Annotated in this window: 22 protein-coding genes and 3 tRNA genes; 10 read left to right on the top strand and 15 right to left on the bottom strand. The window is 68.7% G+C overall.

Translation table 11 applies throughout. From position 1 onward, the window contains the following. Positions 1 to 113: 113 nt before the first annotated feature. From A5705_RS11185 to A5705_RS11175, 3 genes are read right to left on the bottom strand one after another with little or no spacing between them, the layout of a single operon-like run. The gene (locus tag A5705_RS11185; protein ID WP_067877142.1) at positions 114 to 1028 is read right to left on the bottom strand and encodes an ROK family protein; all 915 of its coding nucleotides are present in this window, start codon (positions 1026 to 1028) and stop codon (positions 114 to 116) included. Next, positions 1028 to 1645 (bottom strand): malonyl CoA-ACP transacylase, encoded by a 618-nt coding sequence (locus tag A5705_RS11180; protein WP_068277500.1) that lies wholly within the window; start codon positions 1643 to 1645, stop codon positions 1028 to 1030. Before A5705_RS11180 ends, A5705_RS11185 begins: the two co-directional genes overlap by 1 nt. Then, positions 1642 to 5826, bottom strand: coding sequence for an NEW3 domain-containing protein (locus tag A5705_RS11175; protein WP_068277498.1), 4185 nt, complete (start codon positions 5824 to 5826; stop codon positions 1642 to 1644). The genes A5705_RS11180 and A5705_RS11175 overlap by 4 nt, the downstream gene beginning before the upstream one ends. Positions 5827 to 5884: 58 nt before the next feature. Between A5705_RS11175 and A5705_RS11170 the strand changes: the two genes are divergently transcribed. The 9 genes from A5705_RS11170 to A5705_RS11130 all read left to right on the top strand — a co-directional run bounded on the left by A5705_RS11170 (position 5885) and on the right by A5705_RS11130 (position 14706). After that, positions 5885 to 6475: a DinB family protein gene (locus A5705_RS11170; protein ID WP_068277495.1), complete on the top strand. Its 591-nt coding sequence runs from the start codon at positions 5885 to 5887 to the stop codon at positions 6473 to 6475. Between the two features lie 88 nt (positions 6476 to 6563). Then, positions 6564 to 7910 carry an AarF/ABC1/UbiB kinase family protein gene (locus A5705_RS11165; RefSeq protein ID WP_067877153.1) on the top strand — a complete coding sequence of 449 codons (1347 nt, stop codon included), beginning with the start codon at positions 6564 to 6566 and terminating at the stop codon, positions 7908 to 7910. Positions 7911 to 7920: 10 nt separating this feature from the next. Next, positions 7921 to 8826, top strand: coding sequence for an alpha/beta fold hydrolase (locus tag A5705_RS11160; protein WP_067877156.1), 906 nt, complete (start codon positions 7921 to 7923; stop codon positions 8824 to 8826). A 90-nt stretch (positions 8827 to 8916) separates the two neighbouring features. Further along, positions 8917 to 9777, top strand: a complete 861-nt coding sequence (gene mmaA1, locus A5705_RS11155) for a mycolic acid methyltransferase MmaA1 (RefSeq protein ID WP_068277493.1) — start codon at positions 8917 to 8919, stop codon at positions 9775 to 9777. 25 nt (positions 9778 to 9802) lie between these two features. Then, positions 9803 to 10675, top strand: a complete 873-nt coding sequence (mmaA2, locus tag A5705_RS11150) for a cyclopropane mycolic acid synthase MmaA2 (RefSeq protein WP_067877162.1) — start codon at positions 9803 to 9805, stop codon at positions 10673 to 10675. A 144-nt stretch (positions 10676 to 10819) separates the two neighbouring features. Next, entirely contained in the window at positions 10820 to 11701 is an 882-nt protein-coding gene (locus A5705_RS11145) for a cyclopropane mycolic acid synthase family methyltransferase (protein ID WP_068277490.1), read from the top strand. Between the two features lie 86 nt (positions 11702 to 11787). Then, positions 11788 to 12684 (top strand): hydroxymycolate synthase MmaA4, encoded by an 897-nt coding sequence (gene mmaA4, locus A5705_RS11140; RefSeq protein ID WP_068277487.1) that lies wholly within the window; start codon positions 11788 to 11790, stop codon positions 12682 to 12684. 82 nt (positions 12685 to 12766) lie between these two features. Next, the gene (locus A5705_RS11135; RefSeq protein ID WP_068277483.1) at positions 12767 to 13480 is read left to right on the top strand and encodes a YciI family protein; all 714 of its coding nucleotides are present in this window, start codon (positions 12767 to 12769) and stop codon (positions 13478 to 13480) included. Positions 13481 to 13488: 8 nt separating this feature from the next. Next, positions 13489 to 14706 carry an RNA polymerase sigma factor gene (locus A5705_RS11130; protein ID WP_067877174.1) on the top strand — a complete coding sequence of 406 codons (1218 nt, stop codon included), beginning with the start codon at positions 13489 to 13491 and terminating at the stop codon, positions 14704 to 14706. A gap of 10 nt (positions 14707 to 14716) precedes the next feature. Here the strand turns inward: A5705_RS11130 and rplA are convergent, their stop codons facing one another. The 12 genes from rplA to A5705_RS11070 form a co-directional block, all read right to left on the bottom strand. Then, positions 14717 to 15424: a 50S ribosomal protein L1 gene (gene rplA, locus A5705_RS11125; RefSeq protein WP_067877177.1), complete on the bottom strand. Its 708-nt coding sequence runs from the start codon at positions 15422 to 15424 to the stop codon at positions 14717 to 14719. A 72-nt stretch (positions 15425 to 15496) separates the two neighbouring features. Then, on the bottom strand, positions 15497 to 15925 hold the full coding sequence (rplK, locus tag A5705_RS11120) for a 50S ribosomal protein L11 (RefSeq protein WP_067877180.1): 429 nt from the start codon (positions 15923 to 15925) through the stop codon (positions 15497 to 15499). 38 nt (positions 15926 to 15963) lie between these two features. Then, on the bottom strand, positions 15964 to 16635 hold the full coding sequence (nusG, locus tag A5705_RS11115; protein ID WP_156763099.1) for a transcription termination/antitermination protein NusG: 672 nt from the start codon (positions 16633 to 16635) through the stop codon (positions 15964 to 15966). A 121-nt stretch (positions 16636 to 16756) separates the two neighbouring features. Beyond that, positions 16757 to 17221 (bottom strand): preprotein translocase subunit SecE, encoded by a 465-nt coding sequence (gene secE, locus A5705_RS11110; RefSeq protein ID WP_067877186.1) that lies wholly within the window; start codon positions 17219 to 17221, stop codon positions 16757 to 16759. A gap of 101 nt (positions 17222 to 17322) precedes the next feature. Continuing rightward, positions 17323 to 17395: transfer RNA gene (locus A5705_RS11105), tRNA-Trp, on the bottom strand. A gap of 156 nt (positions 17396 to 17551) precedes the next feature. Next, on the bottom strand, positions 17552 to 18052 hold the full coding sequence (gene hadC / locus A5705_RS11100) for a (3R)-hydroxyacyl-ACP dehydratase subunit HadC (RefSeq protein WP_068277477.1): 501 nt from the start codon (positions 18050 to 18052) through the stop codon (positions 17552 to 17554). A 16-nt stretch (positions 18053 to 18068) separates the two neighbouring features. Beyond that, positions 18069 to 18497, bottom strand: a complete 429-nt coding sequence (gene hadB / locus A5705_RS11095; protein ID WP_067877192.1) for a (3R)-hydroxyacyl-ACP dehydratase subunit HadB — start codon at positions 18495 to 18497, stop codon at positions 18069 to 18071. Next, the gene (hadA, locus tag A5705_RS11090) at positions 18484 to 18963 is read right to left on the bottom strand and encodes a (3R)-hydroxyacyl-ACP dehydratase subunit HadA (RefSeq protein WP_067877194.1); all 480 of its coding nucleotides are present in this window, start codon (positions 18961 to 18963) and stop codon (positions 18484 to 18486) included. The genes hadB and hadA overlap by 14 nt, the downstream gene beginning before the upstream one ends. A gap of 49 nt (positions 18964 to 19012) precedes the next feature. Further along, positions 19013 to 19180: a 50S ribosomal protein L33 gene (rpmG, locus tag A5705_RS11085; protein WP_066907182.1), complete on the bottom strand. Its 168-nt coding sequence runs from the start codon at positions 19178 to 19180 to the stop codon at positions 19013 to 19015. 41 nt (positions 19181 to 19221) lie between these two features. Continuing rightward, a tRNA-Met gene (locus A5705_RS11080) sits at positions 19222 to 19295 on the bottom strand. Positions 19296 to 19331: 36 nt separating this feature from the next. Beyond that, positions 19332 to 19404, bottom strand: a tRNA-Thr gene (locus A5705_RS11075). A 103-nt stretch (positions 19405 to 19507) separates the two neighbouring features. After that, the gene (locus A5705_RS11070; RefSeq protein WP_067877197.1) at positions 19508 to 19711 is read right to left on the bottom strand and encodes a type II toxin-antitoxin system VapB family antitoxin; all 204 of its coding nucleotides are present in this window, start codon (positions 19709 to 19711) and stop codon (positions 19508 to 19510) included. A gap of 161 nt (positions 19712 to 19872) precedes the next feature. Here A5705_RS11070 and A5705_RS11065 point away from each other — a divergent pair, with 161 nt between their 5' ends. Then, positions 19873 to 20586 carry an MBL fold metallo-hydrolase gene (locus tag A5705_RS11065; RefSeq protein ID WP_067877200.1) on the top strand — a complete coding sequence of 238 codons (714 nt, stop codon included), beginning with the start codon at positions 19873 to 19875 and terminating at the stop codon, positions 20584 to 20586. Positions 20587 to 20661 lie beyond the last annotated feature (75 nt).

Here is a 20661-nt window from a genome sequence, read left to right as displayed (position 1 = left end):
GTTGCCTCAGTCCTCCTGCGTGGGCCGCCGGGATGTTCCCGGACCTTCAACCGATTGCTCGGTGACCGACGGTCTTCGGTGGATCGCCACCACAATAGCGTGACGCCCCGCGGTCAGCCAAAACTCGCGAGCCGGGCCGCGCCGACCAGGCCGGCCTCGCCACCCAGCCCGGCCGGCACCACCCGGAGCGCGGCCAGAAAATCCAGCCCGGCGTAATCGGCCAGCGCGGCGCGCAGCGGGTCGAAGAGCACGACGCCGGACTTGGCGACGCCGCCCCCGATGACGACGAGGTCGAGGTCGCACACCGCCCCGACCGACGCGATCATCGCCGCGAGCGCGGTGGCGCCCCGGCGGAACGCCCGCACCGCCAGCGGATCGCCGGTCGCCGCAGCGGCGGCCAGGTCCCTCGCGCCGGCTCCGGGCGGCGCCGACCAGCCGTTGTCCCGCGCCCAGCGCACCAGCGCCGGGCCGGCCGCGACGGTCTCGACGCAGCCACGGCCCCCGCACGCGCACGCCCGGCCGTCCTGTTCGACGACCACGTGCCCGACGTGGCCGGCGTTGCCGGTGCGCCCGGTGTACGGGACGCCGTCGAGCACCAATCCCCCGCCCACGCCCGTCGACACCACCATGCCGAGCATGAAGCGCGCGTCGCGGCCCGCACCGCGCCAGTGCTCACCCAGCGCCATGCACACGCCGTCGCCGCCGAGCCGGACCGGCACGCCCGGGACCGCGGCGGCGACCCGGTCGCGCAGCGGGAAGCCGCGCCAGGACCGGATATTGATCGGGCTGACGCTCCCTCCGGGCAGGTCGATGGGCCCGGCCGAACCGATGCCGACGGCCGTGACGGGACCGTCGGCGACGCGCATCGCGTCGGCGATGCTCGCCGCGACCGCGGCCCAAACCTCCTCGGCTGCGCCGCCGGCGGGCGTGGGCCGGATGGCGGTGTGCACCAGGGTGCCTTCGGGATCGGCCAGGGCGGCAGCGATTTTTGTGCCGCCGATGTCCAGGCAAAGGGTGAGCGCGGTCATCAGTGGCGGTGGGTGTTGTCGGGTTGGCGCGGGTCGCCGGGATGCTCGTATCCGGGCGCGAGCCGGACCAGCGCCGCCCGCCGGGCGTCCAGCCACACCCGGAAGGCGCGGCGCCGCGCGGCGCCCCGCAGGTGCTCGGCGATCGCCGGGCGCACCTCCTCCAGCGGGGGCCCGACCCGCGCGGGCGCCCGCCAGCCGTGCGGGCCGGAAAGCGGCGCGGCGAACCGCAGCGGGTTGCGGGTGTGGTAGGCGGCGACGTCGTCGTCGCCGATCCCGACCGCGGCGGTGACGTCGGCGAACAGCGCCCGCGCCCGCGGGTCGGCCAGCGCGGCGGCGGCGACGCTGCCGATCTCCAGCCGGGCGGTCACGTCGGGCAGCAGCTCGGCCTCGGCCGGGGCGCCCCGCGCGGTCAGGCCGCGCGCGGCGGCCTCGGCGGCGACCACCCGCTCGGTCACGATCAGCTGGGTGAGCCAGCGCCGCAGCTGCCGGCCCTCGGCGGTGCCGCTCGCCGGCAGCGCGGCCGCGCCCGGGCGGTCCCGCAGCCGCACCTCGGCCGCGTCGACCTCCTCGACGGGCACCGGCTCCCCGGCGATGGTCGCCACCACCCGGGCGCTCATGTCACCGTCACCCGCACCGCCGGCGAATAGAGCAGCCGGCCGGCGCAGCCCACCCGGACCAGCGCCCACCACCGGCCGGGGTCCAGCCACGGCGGCGGCGCCACGTCGAAGCCGAGCTCGACCGCGCCCCCGGCGGGCAGCACCGCACCGAGCGCGGCCGGGCCGATCCACTCCCACGTGCCCCAGGGGCTGATCAAGTGCCCCTCCAGCGCCAGGTCGGCCCGGGCGTGGGTGCCCACCGTCACGGCCAGCCGGGCCGTCCCGCCCGCCGCGAGCTCGACGTCGACCGGCCCGTCGACGAGGTGGAGCAGCTCCGCCTCGGCACAGTCGCCCACCTCGACCACGCACACGTCCTCGACCACCTGCCGCCAGGCCGCGGAAACGTCGTCCCCCGTGAGGCCCAGCTGGGCGCGCACCGGGTACAGGCCGGGTCGCGCGCGCGGCGGGACCGACAGCACCAGGTCGGCCTCGCGGTGCTCGCCGGCGCGCAGCCTGAACGGCAGCTCGGCCGGTGCGGCCGACCAGCCGTCCGGACACACCAGGGTCACCGCGCCGGCGAGCGCGGCGTCGCTGCAATCACTGGCCGCGGTGAGCCGCAGCGCCACCTGGCCGCCCGGCACGGCCGTCACCCGCCGGGGGTGCAGGTGCGCGACGGCCGGCAACCCCCCCAGCGGCGCGGGTCCGCGGTTGTGCAGCCAGTAACGGGCGTACAGCGGCTGAGCGGCCTCCGCGTCCGGCGCCAGCCGCGCCGAACGCTCAGAAGCCGTTGAAAACGAGGGTATTTCGAGACGGGCCAGCACGGTGGCGATCTGGTAGCCGTGCAGGTCTATCGACGTCGTGTCGCGGCCCGGATTTTCCAGCAGGTCGGCGAACTGCAGCCCGCGCACCGTGCCCGGCCCCGAGCCGAGGTCGACGCGGACGCCGTTTCCGGTGGTTTCCACCAATCGCAGGGCTACCGCGCCGGGGTCGACGGGCCGCGCGCTGCCGGTCGTCAGCGGGTTGCCGGCCGCCTTGAGGGCGCCCAGCTGCACCGTGTTGGCCGGTTCCACGTGCAGCAGCGAACCGCACGGCGCCAGCCCCCCGCGTGCCCCGCCCGGGACGACCGCCAGCAGCGGATCGGCGAATTGTGCGGCGCGGCTTGGGATTTCGGCTTGACGCCAGTCGCCGTCGCCGCTGACCAATGCGTATTCGAAGGCGTGCGTCCAGTGCTGAAGCTGGAAGTTGGATCCGTCGGGGGCGGTGCGGCGCGGATCGTCGATCCAGGTGCCCGACGGCCAGCCGGTGCAAGACCGCATCAGCGCGGTGTGCAGGGTGCCGTCGGTGTCCACGGCGAAGCTCGGCACCCCGCGGTTGAGCAGCGCGACGGTGTGGGATTCGAAGCGTTGCATGCCCGGCGGCGCCCGCCGCGGGTCCTGGGCGACCACGATCTCGAAGTCGCCGAGGTCGTCGACCACCGACGCGATCGCGGCGGCCAGGCCGTCGTCGGGGAGCCCCGGGTCACCGTCGACCACGAGGACGGGCAGCGCCCGCGGCGATCGAAGGTCCGCGCCGGGCACCCAGGCCGCCGCCAGCGGGGCCTCGGCCGGCACCCAGACCCGGGCCCGACCCGTCGCCGCCAGCTGACGATCGAGCTCGGCGGTATATTGCGGATCTGCTTGTGCCAGAACGGCTTTGGCGAAGGAGTTGCGGGCGGGGCCGCCTAGCGCGATCCGGACGTCGGGCAGGTTGGAGTCGACGTCGAGACAGCCGTAGCGCGGCCGGTCGGCGCCGCTGCAGGTGGCCGTGACGCCGGCGCGGACCAGCGCGACCATCAGCTCGCGGGCCAGCGGCCCGGACACCGACTCGGCCGGCGTCACCACCTCGGCCACCGACACCGCCCGCACGTCGTCGCCGACCCGAACGCGCACCGCCGAGGACAGCCCGAACCACCCGTAGGCCGGGTTGTCCAGCGTCCACGGGTGCTGTGCGGTGTCCACGGAGCGGTCCCCGTCATGCAGCAACGCGAAGCCCCGCCCGACGACGGCGTCGCCCACCTCGCTGACCGGCATGGCGCCCGGCACCGGACACGGCCAGCGCAGCCGCAGCAAGGTGTCTGCACCGGTGAATTCGTCGATGGCGGTGCGGCAGTCCAGCCGGTCCACCCCGTGCCACAGCGTGAGGGTTTGGGTGTAACGCAGCAGTCCGCCGACGCGGCCGCGCACCACCAGTCGCTGACCGAGCGGGCCGCGGTACGCCCGCACCCGCGCCGGCACTTCCGACGAGCAGACGACCGGGCCCTTGGGCAGCAGGTGCCACGGCCCCTCCCCCTGCTGCGGGTGCGCCGGGTACTCCTCGTAGAGCGCCAGCTCGTTGCCCACCCGGCCGGCGGCGATGAGCTGCCGGCCCTCCCGCACCAGGGACACCACCCCTCCGCCGCGGCGCGGGTCGACCTCCAGCCGGTAGTGCTCGTTGCCGATCGCCGTGCCCGCCATGGATTCCCAGCCGTTCGCGTGGTCGGCAGGCGCCAGCCGGTAGGCGCGCCAGCCCAGCGACGGCACGTCGCGCGCCAGCCAGGTGACCGAGCGCCCGTCGTGTTCGACGTGCGCGGGCACCTCGACACCGTCGGGGTCGAGCACCCGAACCCCGGCGGCCGGCGACGGGTCGAGGCGGGCGGTCACGACGTCGGAGCGCCTGTGCGCCAGGGGGTTCCACACCACGAGGTCACCAAGGACCTGACCGACCACCAGGGCCGACAAGCGCGCCAGCGAGTTGTCGCGGGCCGCCCGCCCCAGCTCCCAGGCGTCGCGCCAGCCGGTCAGCAGGTCCAGGTAGACCTGGTCGGACTCCGAGCCGGTGATGGCGTCGTGGTGCGCGCCGTAGGCCAGCTGCACCCACGCCTTGGCGAACGCGGGCTGCGGATACTCGGCGCCCGTCATAAGCGCGGCGAACACGGCGAACCGCTCGCCGGCAAGCACAGCGTTCTCGGCGGCCCGGTTGGCCTGCTTGGTGTCGATGTAGGACACGTCCTTGCCCGTGTAGATCGGGTTCATGTCGCGGGTTTGCGGCGACGGCTCGCGCCCGCGCTGCGCCAGCTCGGCGCGCACCGCGGCGAAGAACTCGCGCGGCAGCGCGCACACGAACCGCGGCCAGGTGTAGCGCGCGGCCCAGTCGCGGTGGATGGCGGTCACCCACTTGTTCGGCGGGGTGTAGTCGGTACCCACGGGCAGCAGCACGTTGCGCGTCAGGGCCACCTTCTTGAGCCGATCGAACAGCGCGAAGGTGGCGGCCTCGGCCTCGGCGAGCGAGGCCGACTCGTCCATCCCCCACCCGGCCCCGTAGTGCGCGGGCATGTAGTGGGTGAGCAGGCCGCGACCCGACGGCGCGATCCACTCGAACTCGCTGCAGAACTGCATGCGTTCGATGCCGCCGCCCGGGCCCCATTGGTGGTGCGGCCCGCGGGCCCACGAGCTCGACGTCAGGCCGGCGTCGGCGGCCATGCCGGGGAACTGCGGGTCGTGGCCGAACACGTCGAGCTGCCACGCGGTGGCCGGGTCGGCGCCCAGCACGCGGCGCTGAAACCCGCTGCCGTGCACCAGGTTCCGGATGGTGGTTTCCGGTCCCGTGAGGTTGGTGTTGGGTTCGTTGTAGGTGCCGCCCATCACCTCGACGCGGCCCTCGGCCAGGAACCGGCGCAGGTCGGCACGGTCCTCGGGGTGGGTGTCCCAGTACGGCTTGAGGTAGTCCACCTCGGCCAGCACGAACTTGTATTCGGGCTCGCGGCGCGCCATCTCCAGGTGCGCGTGGACCAGCTCGAAGCCGTTGGTCTGCCGCCCCGGCGGGTCTTCGGCCCACTCGCTGGTGTAGGCGCCCTGGGTGTTCCACCAGACCGGGTCGTAGTGGAAGTGGCTGACCATGAACATGGTCCACCCCGGCTCGGCGACCGTGAACTCGAATGGCGCGGTGACCGAACCGGCTCGCACCCGCGCGGCCCGGCGCTGACCGACGGCCGCACCGTCGACCGTGACCGGCACCTCGACGACCCCGGCCCCGGCCGGGGCCACCGCCTCGCCGCTCAGGCCGTCGCCGTCGATGCGGATCGGGGTCGGCTCGGCGCAGCCCGCCACGTCCACGCGCGCCAGCTGCAGCGGCGCGTCCGGCGGCCCGACGAAAAGCTCGGTCGAGCCCGCCGAAATCACCTGCACCCCCGCACCTTACGACGCGAGGGGCGGCGGTGTCGGCATCTGGACCTAGGATCTGGTCATGCCCGCCCTCGCCCCGCCCGTCACCGACGAACGCAACGCCCTGCGCGAATTCCTGGCGTTCCACCAAAGCGCTTATTTCGCCGTCTCTTACGGCCTCACCGACGAACAGGCCCGCTCGACGCCGTCGGCCAGCGCGCTCTCGGTCGGCGGGTTGATCAAGCACGTCACCGCCATGCAGCGCAACTGGATGGCGCGGGTCGCCGCCGCACCGGAGGCGCCGCCGAAGGACCCGCGGCCGTTCGACGAGATCACCAAGGAATTCGGCGACCAGCACGTGATGCGGCCCGACGAGACGCTGGCCGGGCTGCTGGCCGCCTTCGAGGCCCAGAACGCCGAATCGCTGCGGCTGGTCGACACCGCCGACCTCGACGCCGCGGTGCCCGTTCCCCAGGACATCCCCTGGTTCCCCAAGAATCAGAAGGCCTGGTCGGTGCGCTGGGTGATCCTGCACGTGATCAACGAGCTGGCGCGCCACGCCGGGCACGCCGACATCGTCCGGGAGACCATCGACGGCGCCACCATGTACGAGTTGATCGCCGGTCTGGAGAACTGGGAGATCGAAGGATGGGTCCGGCCCTGGAAGAAGTAGCGGACCGCGCACTTCGCCCTCGCCGGGGCCCGGTGAGCGCGCTCACAGCAATTGGGACTTGACAGCCACGATTTGGCAGACTGCTGGAATGACTACTACCAAACACCGCGAGGTGGCCAAGCTCGACCGGGTGCCGCTGCCGGTCGAAGCGGCCCGGGTAGCAGCCACCGGTTGGCAGGTCACCCGCGCCGCCGCCCGCGTCGTCACCAAGCTGCCCGGCAGGGGGCCGTGGCAGCAGAAGGTGATCAAGCAGCTCCCGGACACGTTCGCCGACCTCGGGCCGACGTACGTGAAATTCGGACAGATCATCGCCTCGAGTCCCGGCGCGTTCGGCGAGTCGCTGTCCCGCGAATTTCGCGGGCTGCTCGACCGGGTGCCGCCCGCCGACCCGAAAGAGGTGCACAAGCTCTTCGTCGAGGAGCTCGGCGGCGACCCCGCCGACCTGTTCGCCAAGTGGGACGAAACTCCGTTCGCGTCGGCGTCCATCGCGCAGGTGCACTACGCGACCCTGCACAGCGGCGAGGAGGTCGTCGTCAAGATCCAGCGCCCGGGTATCCGGCGCCGGGTCGCCGCCGACCTGCAGATCCTCAAGCGGTTCGCCCAGGCCGTCGAGCTGGCCAAGCTGGGACGCCGCCTGTCGGCGCAGGACGTGGTCGCCGACTTCTCCGACAACCTGGCCGAGGAGCTGAATTTCCGCCTCGAGGCCCAGTCGATGGAGGCCTGGGTCTCCCACCTGCACGCCTCGCCGCTGGGCAAGAACATCCGGGTGCCGCAGGTGTTCTGGGACTTCACCAGCGACCGGGTGCTGACGATGGAGCGGGTGCACGGCATCCGCATCGACGACGTCAAGGCCATCCGCCAGGCCGGCTTCGACGGCACCGAGCTGGTCAAGGCGCTGCTGTTCTCGCTTTTCGAGGGCGGGCTGCGACACGGGCTCTTCCACGGCGACCTGCACGCCGGGAACCTGTACGTCGACGACGAGGGCCGCATCGTGTTCTTCGACTTCGGCATCATGGGCCGCATCGACCCCCGCACCCGCTGGCTGCTGCGCGAGCTGGTGTATGCGCTGCTGGTGAAGAAGGACCACGCCTCGGCCGGCAAGATCGTCGTGCTGATGGGCGCCGTCGGCACCATGAGGCCAGAGGCCGAGGCCGCCAAGGACCTGGAAAAGTTCGCCACCCCGCTGACCATGCAGACGCTGGGCGACATGTCCTACGCCGACATCGGGCGGCAGCTGTCGGCGCTCGCCGACGCCTACGACGTCAAGCTGCCCCGGGAGCTGGTGTTGATCGGCAAGCAGTTCCTCTACGTCGAGCGGTACATGAAGCTGCTGGCACCGAAGTGGCAGATGATGTCGGACCCGCAGCTGACGGGTTACTTCGCCAATTTCATGGTCGAGGTCAGCCGCGAGCACCAAAGCGACGTGGAGGTCTAGGGGCGCCCCGATGGAAATCCGTAACGGGCATGCCATCTCGGGCGACCTGAAGCTGTATTACGAGGACATGGGCGACGTCGACCACCCGCCCGTCCTGCTGATCATGGGTTTGGGCGCCCAGCTGCTGCTGTGGCGGACGGGGTTCTGCGAGAAGCTCGTCGCCCAGGGCCTGCGGGTCATCCGCTACGACAACCGCGACGTCGGCCTGTCCAGCAAGACCCCCAAGGCGGGCGCCGGCCAGCCCATGGTCCCGCGGCTGCTGCGGTTCTGGTTCGGGCTGCGCGGCGAGGCGGCTTACGCGCTGGAGGACCTGGCCGACGACGCCGCCGCGGTGCTCGATCACCTGGGCATCGAACGCGCGCACATCGTCGGGGCGTCGATGGGCGGCATGATCGCGCAGGTCTTCGCGGGGCGTTTCGCCGAGCGGACCAGGAGCCTGGCGGTCATCTTCTCCAGCAACAACCGCCCGTTCCTGCCGCCGCCGGCGCCGCGCGCCCTGCTGGCGGTCCTCAAAGGCCCGCCGCCCGGATCGCCGCGCGACGTGATCGTCGACAACGTCGTGCGCGTCACCGAGATCACCGGCAGCCCGCGCTACCGGGCGCCCGAGCAGCAGGTCCGCGCCGAGGCCATCGAGGGCTACGAACGCTGCTACTACCCGTGGGGCGTCGCCCGGCACTTCAGCGCGATCATGGCGAGCGGCAGCCTGCTCGGCTACAACAGGCGGACGGTCGCACCGACCGTGGTCCTGCACGGCCGGGCCGATAAACTGATGCGTCCCTCGGGCGGACGCGCAGTCGCACGCGCCATCGACGGCGCTCGACTATTCTTATTCGACGGCATGGGCCACGACCTGCCCCAGCAACTGTGGGATCGGTTGATCAACGTGCTGACCGGCAACTTCGCCGAGGCCGGCTGAGGCCAGCGTCGGGCGGCTTTCTTCAGCACCCTGTCGATTTCACGGAGCACTTGCCGCGTTGTACGGTTGGCGTTGGGAGGATGTCTAATAATGGCCGAGCTGAAACCCTATTACGAGGACTCGCAAGCGGCGTACGACATTTCGGACGACTTCTTCGGCCTCTTTCTCGACCCGACCTGGGTCTACACGTGCGCCTACTTCGAGCGCGACGACATGACGCTGGAAGAGGCGCAACTCGCCAAATTGGATTTGGCGCTGGACAAATTGGAGCTCGAGCCCGGCATGACGCTGCTCGACGTCGGGTGCGGCTGGGGCGGTGCGCTGGTGCGCGCGGTCGAGAAGTACGACGTCAACGTCGTCGGACTTACCTTGAGCCGCAACCACTATGAGCGCAGCAAAGTCAGGCTGGCCGCGCTCGATACGAGCCGGCGCGCCGAGGCTCGGCTGCAGGGCTGGGAGGAGTTCGAGGAGAAGGTCGACCGGATCGTCTCGTTCGAGGCCTTCGACGCCTTCCACAAGGAGCGGTACGGCGCGTTCTTCGAACGGTCTTACGACATCCTGCCCGGCGACGGCCGGATGCTGTTGCACAGCTTGTTCACCTACGACCGTCGCTGGTTGCACGAGCAGGGCATCGCGCTGACGATGAGCGACCTGCGCTTCCTGAAGTTCCTGCGCGAGTCGATCTTCCCCGGGGGTGAACTGCCCTCCGAGCCCGACATCGTCGACAACGCGCGCGCCGCGGGGTTCTCCGTCGGGCAGATCCAGCTGATGCAGCAGCACTACGCGCGAACCCTGGACACCTGGGCCGCCAACCTGGAGGCCAACCGGGATCGGGCCATCGCCATCCAGTCCGAAGAGGTCTACAACAACTTCATCCACTACCTCACCGGGTGCGCCGTGCGGTTCCGCCGAGGGCTGATCAACGTCGCGCAATTCACCCTCACGAAGTGACACGGCCGAGGGAGGCTACCTGGCCATGGCCAAGGATCTGACGCCGCACTTCGACGACGTGCAGGCGCACTACGACCTGTCCGACGACTTTTTCCGCCTGTTTTTGGACCCCACCCAGACCTACAGCTGCGCGTACTTCGAGCGCGACGACATGACCTTGGAGGAGGCGCAGCTCGCCAAGATCGACCTGGCGCTGGGCAAGCTTGGGCTGCGGGCCGGCATGACGCTGCTCGACGTCGGCTGCGGCTGGGGTGCCACGATGCGCCGGGCGGTCGAACGCTACGACGTCAACGTCGTCGGCCTGACGCTGTCGAAGAACCAGGCCGCCCACGTGCAGAAGTCCTTCGACGCGATGGGCGGCCCCCGCACCAAGCGGGTGTTGCTGGCCGGCTGGGAACAGTTCGACGAGCCGGTCGACCGCATCGTGTCGATCGGCGCGTTCGAGCACTTCGGCCACGATCGCTACGACGACTTCTTCGCGATGGCGCGGCGCATCCTGCCCGGCCGGCCCGATCCAGGAGTGATGCTGCTGCACACCATCACCGGGCTGACGGGGCCGCAATGTATCGAGCGCGGCATACCGCTGACGTTCGAGATGGCCCGGTTCATCAAGTTCATCGTCACCGAGATCTTCCCGGGGGGCCGGCTGCCGTCGATCGAGATGGTGCAGGACCACTCGGCGAAGGCGGGTTTCACGCTGACCCGCAGGCAGTCGCTGCAGCCGCACTACGCCAGGACGCTCGACCTGTGGGCGCAGGCCCTGCAGGCGCACCGGGACCAGGCCGTCGCGATCCAATCCGAAGAGGTCTACGAGCGGTACATGAAGTACCTGACCGGCTGTGCCGACGCGTTCCGGACCGGCTACATCGACGTCAATCAGTTCACCCTGGAGAAATAGCGGTAGCACCCGTCACACTGAGGTGGGGGACTCGACCGAAAAACCCAGGGGCATGCGACCTTAAATGCATAGGATGCGTCCCGCCCCGTGTAGGGTGCCGGGGATGGCCACCTGGTGCAGGTGCCTGTCCAGTCGGGAGGACACATGGCTGAAAATCGAGTGGGGGCCACGCGGATGCGGTCTGATTCCGACAACGTGCGGGCGCACTATGACCTGTCGAACGAGTTCTTCGCGCTGTTCGTGGATCCGACCCGCACCTACAGCTGCGCCTACTTCCCGCGCGAGGGGATGACCCTGCAGGAGGCCCAGGTCGCCAAGATCGACCTCACATTGGACAAGCTCGGACTGCAGCCCGGGATGACGCTGCTCGACGTCGGCTGCGGCTGGGGCTCGGTGATGAAGCGGGCCATCGAGCGTTACGACGTCAACGTCGTCGGGCTGACCCTGTCGCGCAACCAGCACGCCTATTGCCAGCAGGTGCTCGACGGGGTCGACAGCCCGCGCTCGCGCCGGGTGTTGCTGCGCGACTGGGCCGAGTTCAGCGATCCGGTGGACCGCATCGTCGTCATCGAGGCGTTGGAGCACTTCGGCTTCCACCGCTACGACGACTTCTTCAAGTTCGCCTACGAGGCGATGCCCGCGGACGGGGTGATGGCGCTGCACGCGATCACCGGGCTGCACGTGAAGCAGGTCATGGAGCGCGGCATCCCCCTGACGATGGAGATGGCCAAGTTCATCCGGTTCATCGTGACCGAGATCTTCCCGGGTGGGCGGCTGCCGATGATCGAGACCGTCGAGGAACACTCGGAGAAGGTCGGCTTCAAGGTCACCCGCATACAGTCGCTGCGGCAGGACTTCGGCAAGACCCTGGACTTCTGGGCCGAGGCGCTCGAGGCCCACCGGGACGAGGCCGTCGCGATCCAGTCCGAAGAGGTCTACGAGCGGTACATGAAGTTCCTGACCGGCTGCGCCAAGGCGTTCCGCATGGGCTACATCGACTGCAACCAGTTCACGTTGGAGAAGTGAACTTCGGTACGGTGGTACGTCAGTTATCGCGACGACGTGTGCCCGCGTTATCGCCGCAGTGAACTTCCAGGAGAACAAGACGGAAAATGGCTGATCAACCGACTGGCCCGACGAAGACGCGGACGCGCCAATTCGAAGACATCCAGGCGCACTATGACGTCTCCGACGATTTCTTCGCGCTGTTCCAGGATCCGACCCGCACCTACAGCTGCGCGTATTTCGAGCCGTGGGACATCTCGCTGGAAGAGGCCCAGTACGCCAAGATCGACCTGAACCTGGACAAGCTCGACCTCAAGCCGGGCATGACGCTGCTGGACATCGGCTGCGGGTGGGGCACCACGATGAAACGCGCCGTGGAGCGGTTCGACGTCAACGTCATCGGCCTGACGCTGTCCAAAAATCAGCGGGCCCGCTGCGAGCAGGTGCTGGGGGCGCTCGACACCGGCCGCTCACACGAGATCCGCCTGCACGGCTGGGAGGACTTCAACGAGCCGGTCGACCGGATCGTGTCGATCGAGGCCTTCGAGCACTTCGGGCACGAGAACTACGACGACTTCTTCAAGCGGTGCTTCGACATCATGCCCGACGACGGCCGGATGACCATTCAGAGCAGCGTCGGCTACCACCCCTTCGACATGGCCGCCCGCGGAAAGAAGCTGAGCTTCGAGACGGCGCGCTTCATCAAGTTCATCATCACCGAGATCTTCCCCGGCGGGCGCCTGCCGTCCGCCGAGATGATGATCGAGCATGGTGAAAAAGCGGGTTTTGTTGTCCCCGAATCACTTTCGCTGCGGCCGCACTACATCAAGACGCTGCACATCTGGGGCGACGCGCTGGAAGCCAATAAGGAGAAAGCCATCGAGGTCACCTCCGAAGAGGTCTACGAGCGGTACATGAAGTACCTGCGCGGCTGCGAGCACTACTTCACCGACGAGATGCTTGACGTGCGCCTGGTGACCTACCTCAAGCCGGGCGCGGCCTGACTGTCGGATCGGGGCTGCGCCGTTCGTCGAATCGGTAGAGAGTGGAACAGCAGGTTTCGCTCACTACCGGAGGTGACGACAAATGCAGTACTTCGCCCTATTGATCAGCAGGGAAAGCGACCGCGACCTCACGCCCGACGAGCGGGCTGAGGTCATGACGGCCTTCGAGGAGTTCCACGCGAAGGCGGAGTCGGCGATCCGCGCCGGCGACGCCCTGCTCCCGACGGCTCAGCCCGGTTCCGCGGTGCGCATCAGCGGGGGCCCGGACGCGCCGGTGACCACCGACGGCCCGTTCGCCGAGGCCGCCGAGGTGGCGTGCGGTTACTACGTGTTCGAGGCCGAGAACCTCGACGAGGCGCTGGCGCTGGCGCGTGGCGTCCCGGTGGCGCAGTACGGGGCCGTGGAGGTCTGGCCGATGTTCCACTCGTTTGAACCGTCGCGCAAGCTCACCGGCGACGACTGGCTCGCGCTGCTGCTCGAGCCCCCCGCGTCCGCGCACACGCCGGGCACGCCGGAGTGGGAGGCGATGGCCGGGCGCCACGGGGAGTTCATGGCCGCGGCGGGCGATCACTTGCTCGGCGGCGCCGCCCTGCACGACCGGTCCACGGCGACGACGGTACGGGTGCGCGACGGCGAGGCCCTCATCACGGACGGCCCCTACGCGGAGGGTGCGGAGGTGGCCACCGGCTTCTATCTGCTCGGCGCCACGGATCGCGACGAGGCCGTCAAGGTGGCCGCGATGATCCCCGCCTCGGCCGTGGAGTTGCGGCACCTGGCCGGGGTCTCCGCGCTCTAGATGCGCGAATGACCGACCTGGACGGCGTCTTCCGTCGGGAGTGGGGCCCCGCGGTCGCCGCGCTCGCGCGGTGGTCCGGCGACCTCACGATCGCGGAGGACGCCGTCCAGGAGGCCTGCGCCGAGGCGTTGCGCACCTGGTCTCGCGATGGTGTGCCGGACAGTCCCGGCGGGTGGCTGGTGACCGTCGCGCGCAACCGCGCCCGCGACCGGCTGCGCCGCGAATCCGTGCGCCCCGGAAAGGAATTGGCGGCCGTGATGGACGATATCCTGGCGCGCACCGACGGCACCGACCCGCATCCGGTTCGCGACGACGAGCTGCGGATGATGTTCACCTGCGCGCACCCGGCGCTCGACCGCCCGTCGCAACTGGCGCTCACGCTGCGGCTGGTGTCCGGGTTGACCGTCGGCGAGATCGCCCGTGCGCTGCTGCAGAGCGAGGCGGCCGTCGGGCAGCGAATCACGCGCGCCAAGAACAAGGTTCGCCACGCCAACATCCCGCTGCGGGTGCCACCACCCGAGCTGCTGCCCGAACGCACACCGCACGTGCTCAGTTGCATCTACTCGGTGTTCACCGAGGGCTATTGGTCGACGGCGGGGCCGTCGGCGATCCGGGACGAACTGTGCGATGAGGGGGTCCGGTTGGCGCAGGAGCTGTGCGGGCTGATGCCGCACGAGCGGGAGGCCCACGCGTTGGCCGCCCTTGTGCTGTTGCACGATTCGCGGCGCGCGACCCGGGTGGACGCCGAGGGGATGCTGGTGCCCCTCGACGAACAGGACCGTCGCCGCTGGGACCGCGGCCGCATCGCCCGTGGGCTGGACCGGCTGCGGCAGGCCCAGGGATCCCCGGGCCCCTATCTGCCGCAGGCGGTGATCGCCGCGCTGCACGCCACCGCGCCGTCCTGGGAGCAGACGGACTGGGCCACCATCTGCGCGGCCTATGACCGGCTGGTGGAGATCACCGACTCGCCGGTGGTGCGCGCCAACCGGGCGCTGGCGCTCGGCTTCCGCGACGGACCCGACGCCGGCCTGGCCGCCCTGGACATGGTCGCGCACGACCCCCGGCTGGGTCGGTCGAACCTCGTCGCGACGGTGCGCGCCGACCTGTTGCGGCGCGCCGGGCGGCCCGGGGAGGCGGCGGGGTGGTACCGCATGGCGTTGGAGTCCAACGGCTCCGAGCCCGGCCGCGAATTCCTGCGGCGGCGCATCGCCGAGTGCGGGGGGTGACAGCCCGGGACTAGGCCTCGGCGAAGTTGCGGGTGACGGCCGGGTCCACCGGAATGCCGGGCCCAGTGGTCGTCGACACCGTGATCTTCTTCAGGTAGCGGCCCTTCGACGACGACGGCTTGAGCCGCAGCACCTCGTCGATCGCGGCGCCGTAGTTCTCCGCCAGGCTCTTCTCGTCGAACGACGCCTTGCCGATGACGAAGTGCAGATTGGCCTGCTTGTCCACCCGGAAGTTGATCTTGCCGCCCTTGATGTCGGACACGGCCTTGGCGACGTCGGGGGTGACGGTGCCCGTCTTCGGGTTCGGCATCAGGCCGCGCGGGCCCAGGATGCGGGCGATGCGACCGACCTTGGCCATCTGGTCCGGGGTGGCGATCGCCGCGTCGAAGTCCAGGAACCCGCCCTGAATCTTCTCGATCAGGTCGTCGCTGCCGACGATGTCGGCGCCGGCGGCCTGCGCCTGCTCGGCCTTGTCGCCCACGGCGAACACCGCCACCCGGGCCGTCTTGCCGGTGCCGTGCGGCAGGTTGACCGTGCCGCGGACCATCTGGTCGGCCTTGCGCGGGTCGACACCGAGCCGGATCGCCACCTCGACGGTCGCGTCCTGCTTGGTCGACGAGGTCTCCTTGGCGAGCTTGGCCGCCTGCAGCGGGGTGTACAGGTTGCTGCGGTCCACCTTCTCGGCGGCGGCGCGGAATGCCTTGCTGTTCTTGCTCATTGATTCATCCAATCCGATGTTGGGGTCGTGGTTGTCGGCGGGCCGAAGCTGGCCCTCCCACGGCTTGACTTGCTATTCGACGGTGATGCCCATCGACCGCGCGGTGCCGGCGATGATCTTCGCGGCGGCGTCGATGTCGTTGGCGTTGAGGTCGGCCTTCTTCGTCTCGGCGATCTCGCGAACCTGATCCCAGCTGACCTTGGCGACCTTGGTCTTGTGCGGCTCCGCGGAGCCCTTGCCCACGCCGGCTGCCTTGAGCAGCAGCTTGGCGGCCGGCGGTGTCTTGAGCGCGAAGGTGAAGCTGCGGTCCTCGTAGACCGTGATCTCCACCGGGATCACGTTGCCGCGCTGGTTTTCCGTGGCGGCGTTGTAGGCCTTGCAGAACTCCATGATGTTCACGCCGTGCTGGCCGAGGGCAGGCCCGACGGGCGGGGCAGGGTTGGCCTGCCCGGCCTGGATCTGGAGCTTGATCAGCCCGACGACTTTCTTCTTCGGGGCCATGAGATGTTGCGGTTCCTTCTCTTGGGGGTTAAAGGGGACTAGATCTTGGAGACTTGGCTGAAGGTCAGCTCGACGGGGGTTTCGCGGCCGAAGATCGACACCAGCACCTTGAGCTTCTGCTGTTCGGCGTTGACCTCGTTGATGGTGGCGGGCAGCGTGGCGAACGGTCCGTCCATCACCGTCACCGACTCGCCGACCTCGTAGTCGACCTCGACGGTCGGACGTTCCAGGCCGCCCGCCTCGGCGACGGCCGCGGTGCTGGCCGCGCCCTTGGCGGCCTTCTTCGCCGCCCCCCGCGGCAGCAGGAACTTCACCACGTCGTCGAGGGCCAGCGCCGACGGGCGCGACGTCGCGCCGACGAAGCCGGTGACCCCCGGGGTGTTGCGCACCGCGGACCACGAATCGTCGGTCAGGTCCATGCGCACCAGGATGTAGCCGGGCAGCACCTTGCGGTTGACCTGCTTGCGCTGGCCGTTCTTGATCTCGGTGACCTCTTCGGTGGGCACCTCGACCTGGAAGATGTAGTCGCCGACGTCCAGGTTCTGCACGCGCGTTTCCAGGTTGGCCTTCACCTTGTTCTCGTATCCCGCGTACGAGTGGATGACGTACCAGTCGCCGGGCTTGCTGCGCAGCTCCGCCTTGAGCGCGGCGGCGGGATCGACCTCCTCGGCCGGTTCCACCTGCTCGGCCGGTTCCGCCTGCACCGCGATCTCGGTGGTCTCCGGGGTCTCTGAGGTTTCAGTGACCTCTTGCACGTCGACCGCTTCACCCGCGGACGTGTCACCGTCGAAGGTAGTCACGGTTTTCAGTCCTCTCTATCACTGTCAAAGCTCAGCCGAACACCAGCAGCACGAGCTTGGCCAGGCCGAAGTCCGCCAGGCCGACAAGCGCCACCATGAAGGCGAGAAACGCCAGCACCACCGAGGTGTAGGTGAGCATCTGCTTGCGGTTCGGCCAGATCACCTTCCGCATCTCCGCAACCACCTGCTTGAGGTAGTTGTAGACGAACACGAACGGGTTGGCCGAGCGGTCGCCGGGCTTCCGCGGCTTCTTGCCGGCCTTGGCCTTCCTGGCGGCGCGACCCTTCTTGCCCTTGTCCTCCTCGGCGGCCTCGACCTCGTCCGGCGACTCCGCCTCGACGTCGTCGTCGGCCTCGGCCACGCGCAGCCGCGACCGCTTGCCTGTCGGCCGCGCCGGCTTGGTCACCAGGGCCGTCCGACCGCCGCTGTCGCGGCTCTCCTCGGTGTCGCCGCCGTCGCGTGCGGCGTCGTTGGCTGCGTCGCCCTCGTCGCTCACCGCATGCTCCTTTGTTTGCTAGTGTCCCGCGAGCCGTCCCACTGTGGATCGTGCACTTCTTCTAGTGTCCACCATGGCACCACCTCGATGGTCCGTCTCTGCAGGGGCGACAGGACTTGAACCTGCAACCTGCGGTTTTGGAGACCGCTGCTCTGCCAGTTGAGCTACGCCCCTTCGCGGTTGGCAGGCCAACCTGCGCTTACCTGCCGGGGCTTACATGACACGCGCGCTCCCCGATTGTTTCGAATCCCGGAAAGCGCGCTGATGCTGGGAAAACCCCGAGGTTCGAGTGTACTCGATACCCCTCGAGGGCAGAAATCCCGACGCTGATCACGACGTCCTGATGACCTGCCCCGACTCTTTGTCCCACTTGAGCCTGGCGGATTCTTCGCCCTGCTGGCCCATCAGCGTGGTGTAGGACTCCAGCACGAGTTCGCCGTCGTCGTTGTGGCAGATGTTCTTCGTGACGACGATGTCAGCGCCGAAGCGCTCGCTCACCGAGTGGATGTCCATCCGGGCCCACAGCTTGTCGCCGGCCAGCACCGGCTTGTGGAAGAGGAACTGCTGGTCGACCTGGACGATCTGCATCGTTTCCATGCCCACGTCAACGTTCCGGAAGAAATCCAGCTGCACGTACTTGGCGAGGATCGTCACGAACGTCAGCGGCGCGACTATCGCGTCGTAGCCGAGCTCGGCGGCAGCGTCCTCGTCGAAATAGGCGGGATGGTCACATTTGATGGCGCGGGCGAACTCGCGGAGCTGTTCGCGGCCCACGACGAAGTAGTCCGGGTACCGCCAGATCATCCCGCGGATGTCGGTTTTCAAAGCCATAAAAGCAAGCCCCCGCCTACGCCAGTTTTGCCGACGCGATCGCCCGTCCGAAAATCTTCTTGCCGCCGGTGGTCGCCGTCAGCGCGATGGTCACCGACTTGCTGTCGGGATCGACCGACTTCACCCGTCCGCTGAACACCAGCTCGGCGCCCTTGCCGTCGTTCGGAACCGGCACCACGGCGGTGAACCGCACGTTGTACTCGGTCACCGCGCCGGGGTCGCCGACCCACGAGGTGACGTAGCCGCCGCCCAGCCCCATGGTCAGCATGCCGTGGGCGATCGCGGTATCCAGCCCGACCACCTTGGCGATCTCGTCGTCCCAGTGGATCGGGTTCAGGTCGCCGGACACCCCCGCGTAGTTCACCAGATCCTGACGGGTCAGCGGATAAGTCTTCTCCGGCAGCTTGTCGCCCACCTTGACCGAACTGAACTCACGCAGTGGCATCAGAAAATCCCTTTTCTCCATCCTCGCCGGCACGGCCCGCCAGGGTCGTGTAGGTCTCCTGTACAACGTCACCGGACTCGTCGGTGATGATGTTCTTGGTCACGATGATCTGGGTGCCGTGCGACTCACGCATCGAGTCCACCCACACGTCGCAGTACAGCTTGTCGCCCGCCACGATCGGCTTCATAAACTTCAGCACCTGGTCGACCTGGACGATCTTCGCGTCCTCGACGGCTATCTTGGCGTGCTTGAAGAACGCCGACTGCGCCTGGTAGCCGAACACGCAGATGAACGTCAGCGGGGCCAGCAGACCCTTGTTGCCCAGCTCGGCCGCCGCGTCCTCCTCGAAGAAGTAAGGGTCGTCGTTTTGCACGGCCACCGCGTACTCGCGGATCTTCTCCCGTTCCACCTCGTAATGGTCGGGATAGCGATAGTGCATCCCAACGATGTTCGCGCTCAACGACACGGCTTTTGAACCTACCTAGTCGGTCTCGATAACTGCCGGCGGGACGCGCCTAGCGGGTCTCCCGGTGCGGCTGGTGCTTGCCGCAATTCGGGCAGAACTTCTTCAGCTCCATCCGGTCGGGGTCGTTGCGGCGATTCTTCTTGGTGATGTAGTTACGGTGCTTGCACACCTCGCATGCCAAGGTGATCTTCGGCCGCACGTCGGTACTGGAAGCCATGTCCGTTCTCTCTGCTCTGTAAAACTCACGTTGTTGTGCTGTAGCGATGGCCGGACTCGAACCGGCGACCTAACGATTATGAGTCGTTCGCTCTAACCGACTGAGCTACATCGCCTCTGCTACGCGCCGCCTGCCAGCTCGGCGTCCGCCGAGCCCCCTAACGGAATCGAACCGTTGACCTTTTCCTTACCATGGAAACGCTCTACCGACTGAGCTAAGGGGGCCGTTCAGCCAAGCGACAGTCGTGCCGCGGGCCTAAAAGAGGGTACAACCTGGCGCACAACGTCACCAAACCACGGAGTGACCCGGGGCGGCTCCGCTCCTCGACTAGTTTTCGTCATGGCGGGGTTGCCACGCGCTGAGATCGCTGAACTCGTCGTACTCGTCACCTTGCTCGTCCGCCGCGTCCGACTCGCCCACCAACGTCCGCAACGCGAGATGTACGGCCTCGCGCGTGTCGGCCACATGAAACCGACGAATTATTTCTTGGACCAGATCGTCGTCGATCTCGATCTCGACCCTCTTCTTCATGGGCCAACAATACCCATCAGGCAGGGGCCCAACCGATGCGCGACGGCCCCCCGGCAAACTGGGGCCCGGCTACGCCGCGCTCGCGATCGGCACCCGACCCGACGGTGCCGACCCGCATCGCCCGGCTACGCCGCGCTCGCGATCGGCACTAGTCTGGTCGGGTGCCTGAGGACCGGCTGTACTTCCGCCAGCTGCTGTCCGGTCGCGATTTCGCCGCCGGCGACATGTTCGCGACGCAGATGCGCAACTTTTCCTATCTCATCGGGGACCGGCAAACCGGGGACTGCCTCGTGGTCGATCCCGCCTACGCCGCCGGCGATCTGCTCGACGCGCTCGAGGCCGACGGCATGCACCTGTCCGGGGTGCTGGTGACGCATCATCACCCCGACCACGTGGGCGGTTCGATGATGGGCTTCCAGCTGAAGGGCCTGGCGGAGTTGCTCGAGCGAGCACCCGTGCCCGTCCATGTGAACACGCATGAGGCCCTTTGGGTTTCGCGGGTCACCGGAATCGGCATGGGTGATCTCACCACCCATGAAGGCCACGACAAGGTCAGCGTCGGGGACATCGAAATCGAGCTGCTGCACACCCCCGGCCATACGCCGGGCAGCCAGTGCTTCCTGCTGGGGGACCGCCTGGTGGCCGGTGACACGCTGTTTCTCGACGGCTGCGGACGCACCGATTTCCCCGGTGGCGACTCCGATGAGATGTATCGCAGCCTGCAGCGGCTCGCCGCGCTGCCGGGTGACCCGACCGTGTTTCCCGGACATTGGTATTCGGCCGAGCCGAGCGCTTCGCTATCGGAGGTCAAGCGCTCGAACTACGTGTATCGCGCCGCCGATCTCGATCAGTGGCGAATGTTGATGGGCGGCTAAGCGACTCGGCGGCCATTTCCGCTCAGTTACCGCTGAATAGTCCCGGGTCGGCGACAAGCGCCGCACGCCTTTAGT

This window comes from Mycobacterium sp. E787 (assembly GCF_001668725.1).
In the GTDB taxonomy this organism is placed as follows: Bacteria; Actinomycetota; Actinomycetes; order Mycobacteriales; family Mycobacteriaceae; genus Mycobacterium.
Note: the sequence above shows the minus strand (reverse complement) of the source record. Positions and strands in the feature narration are given on the sequence as shown.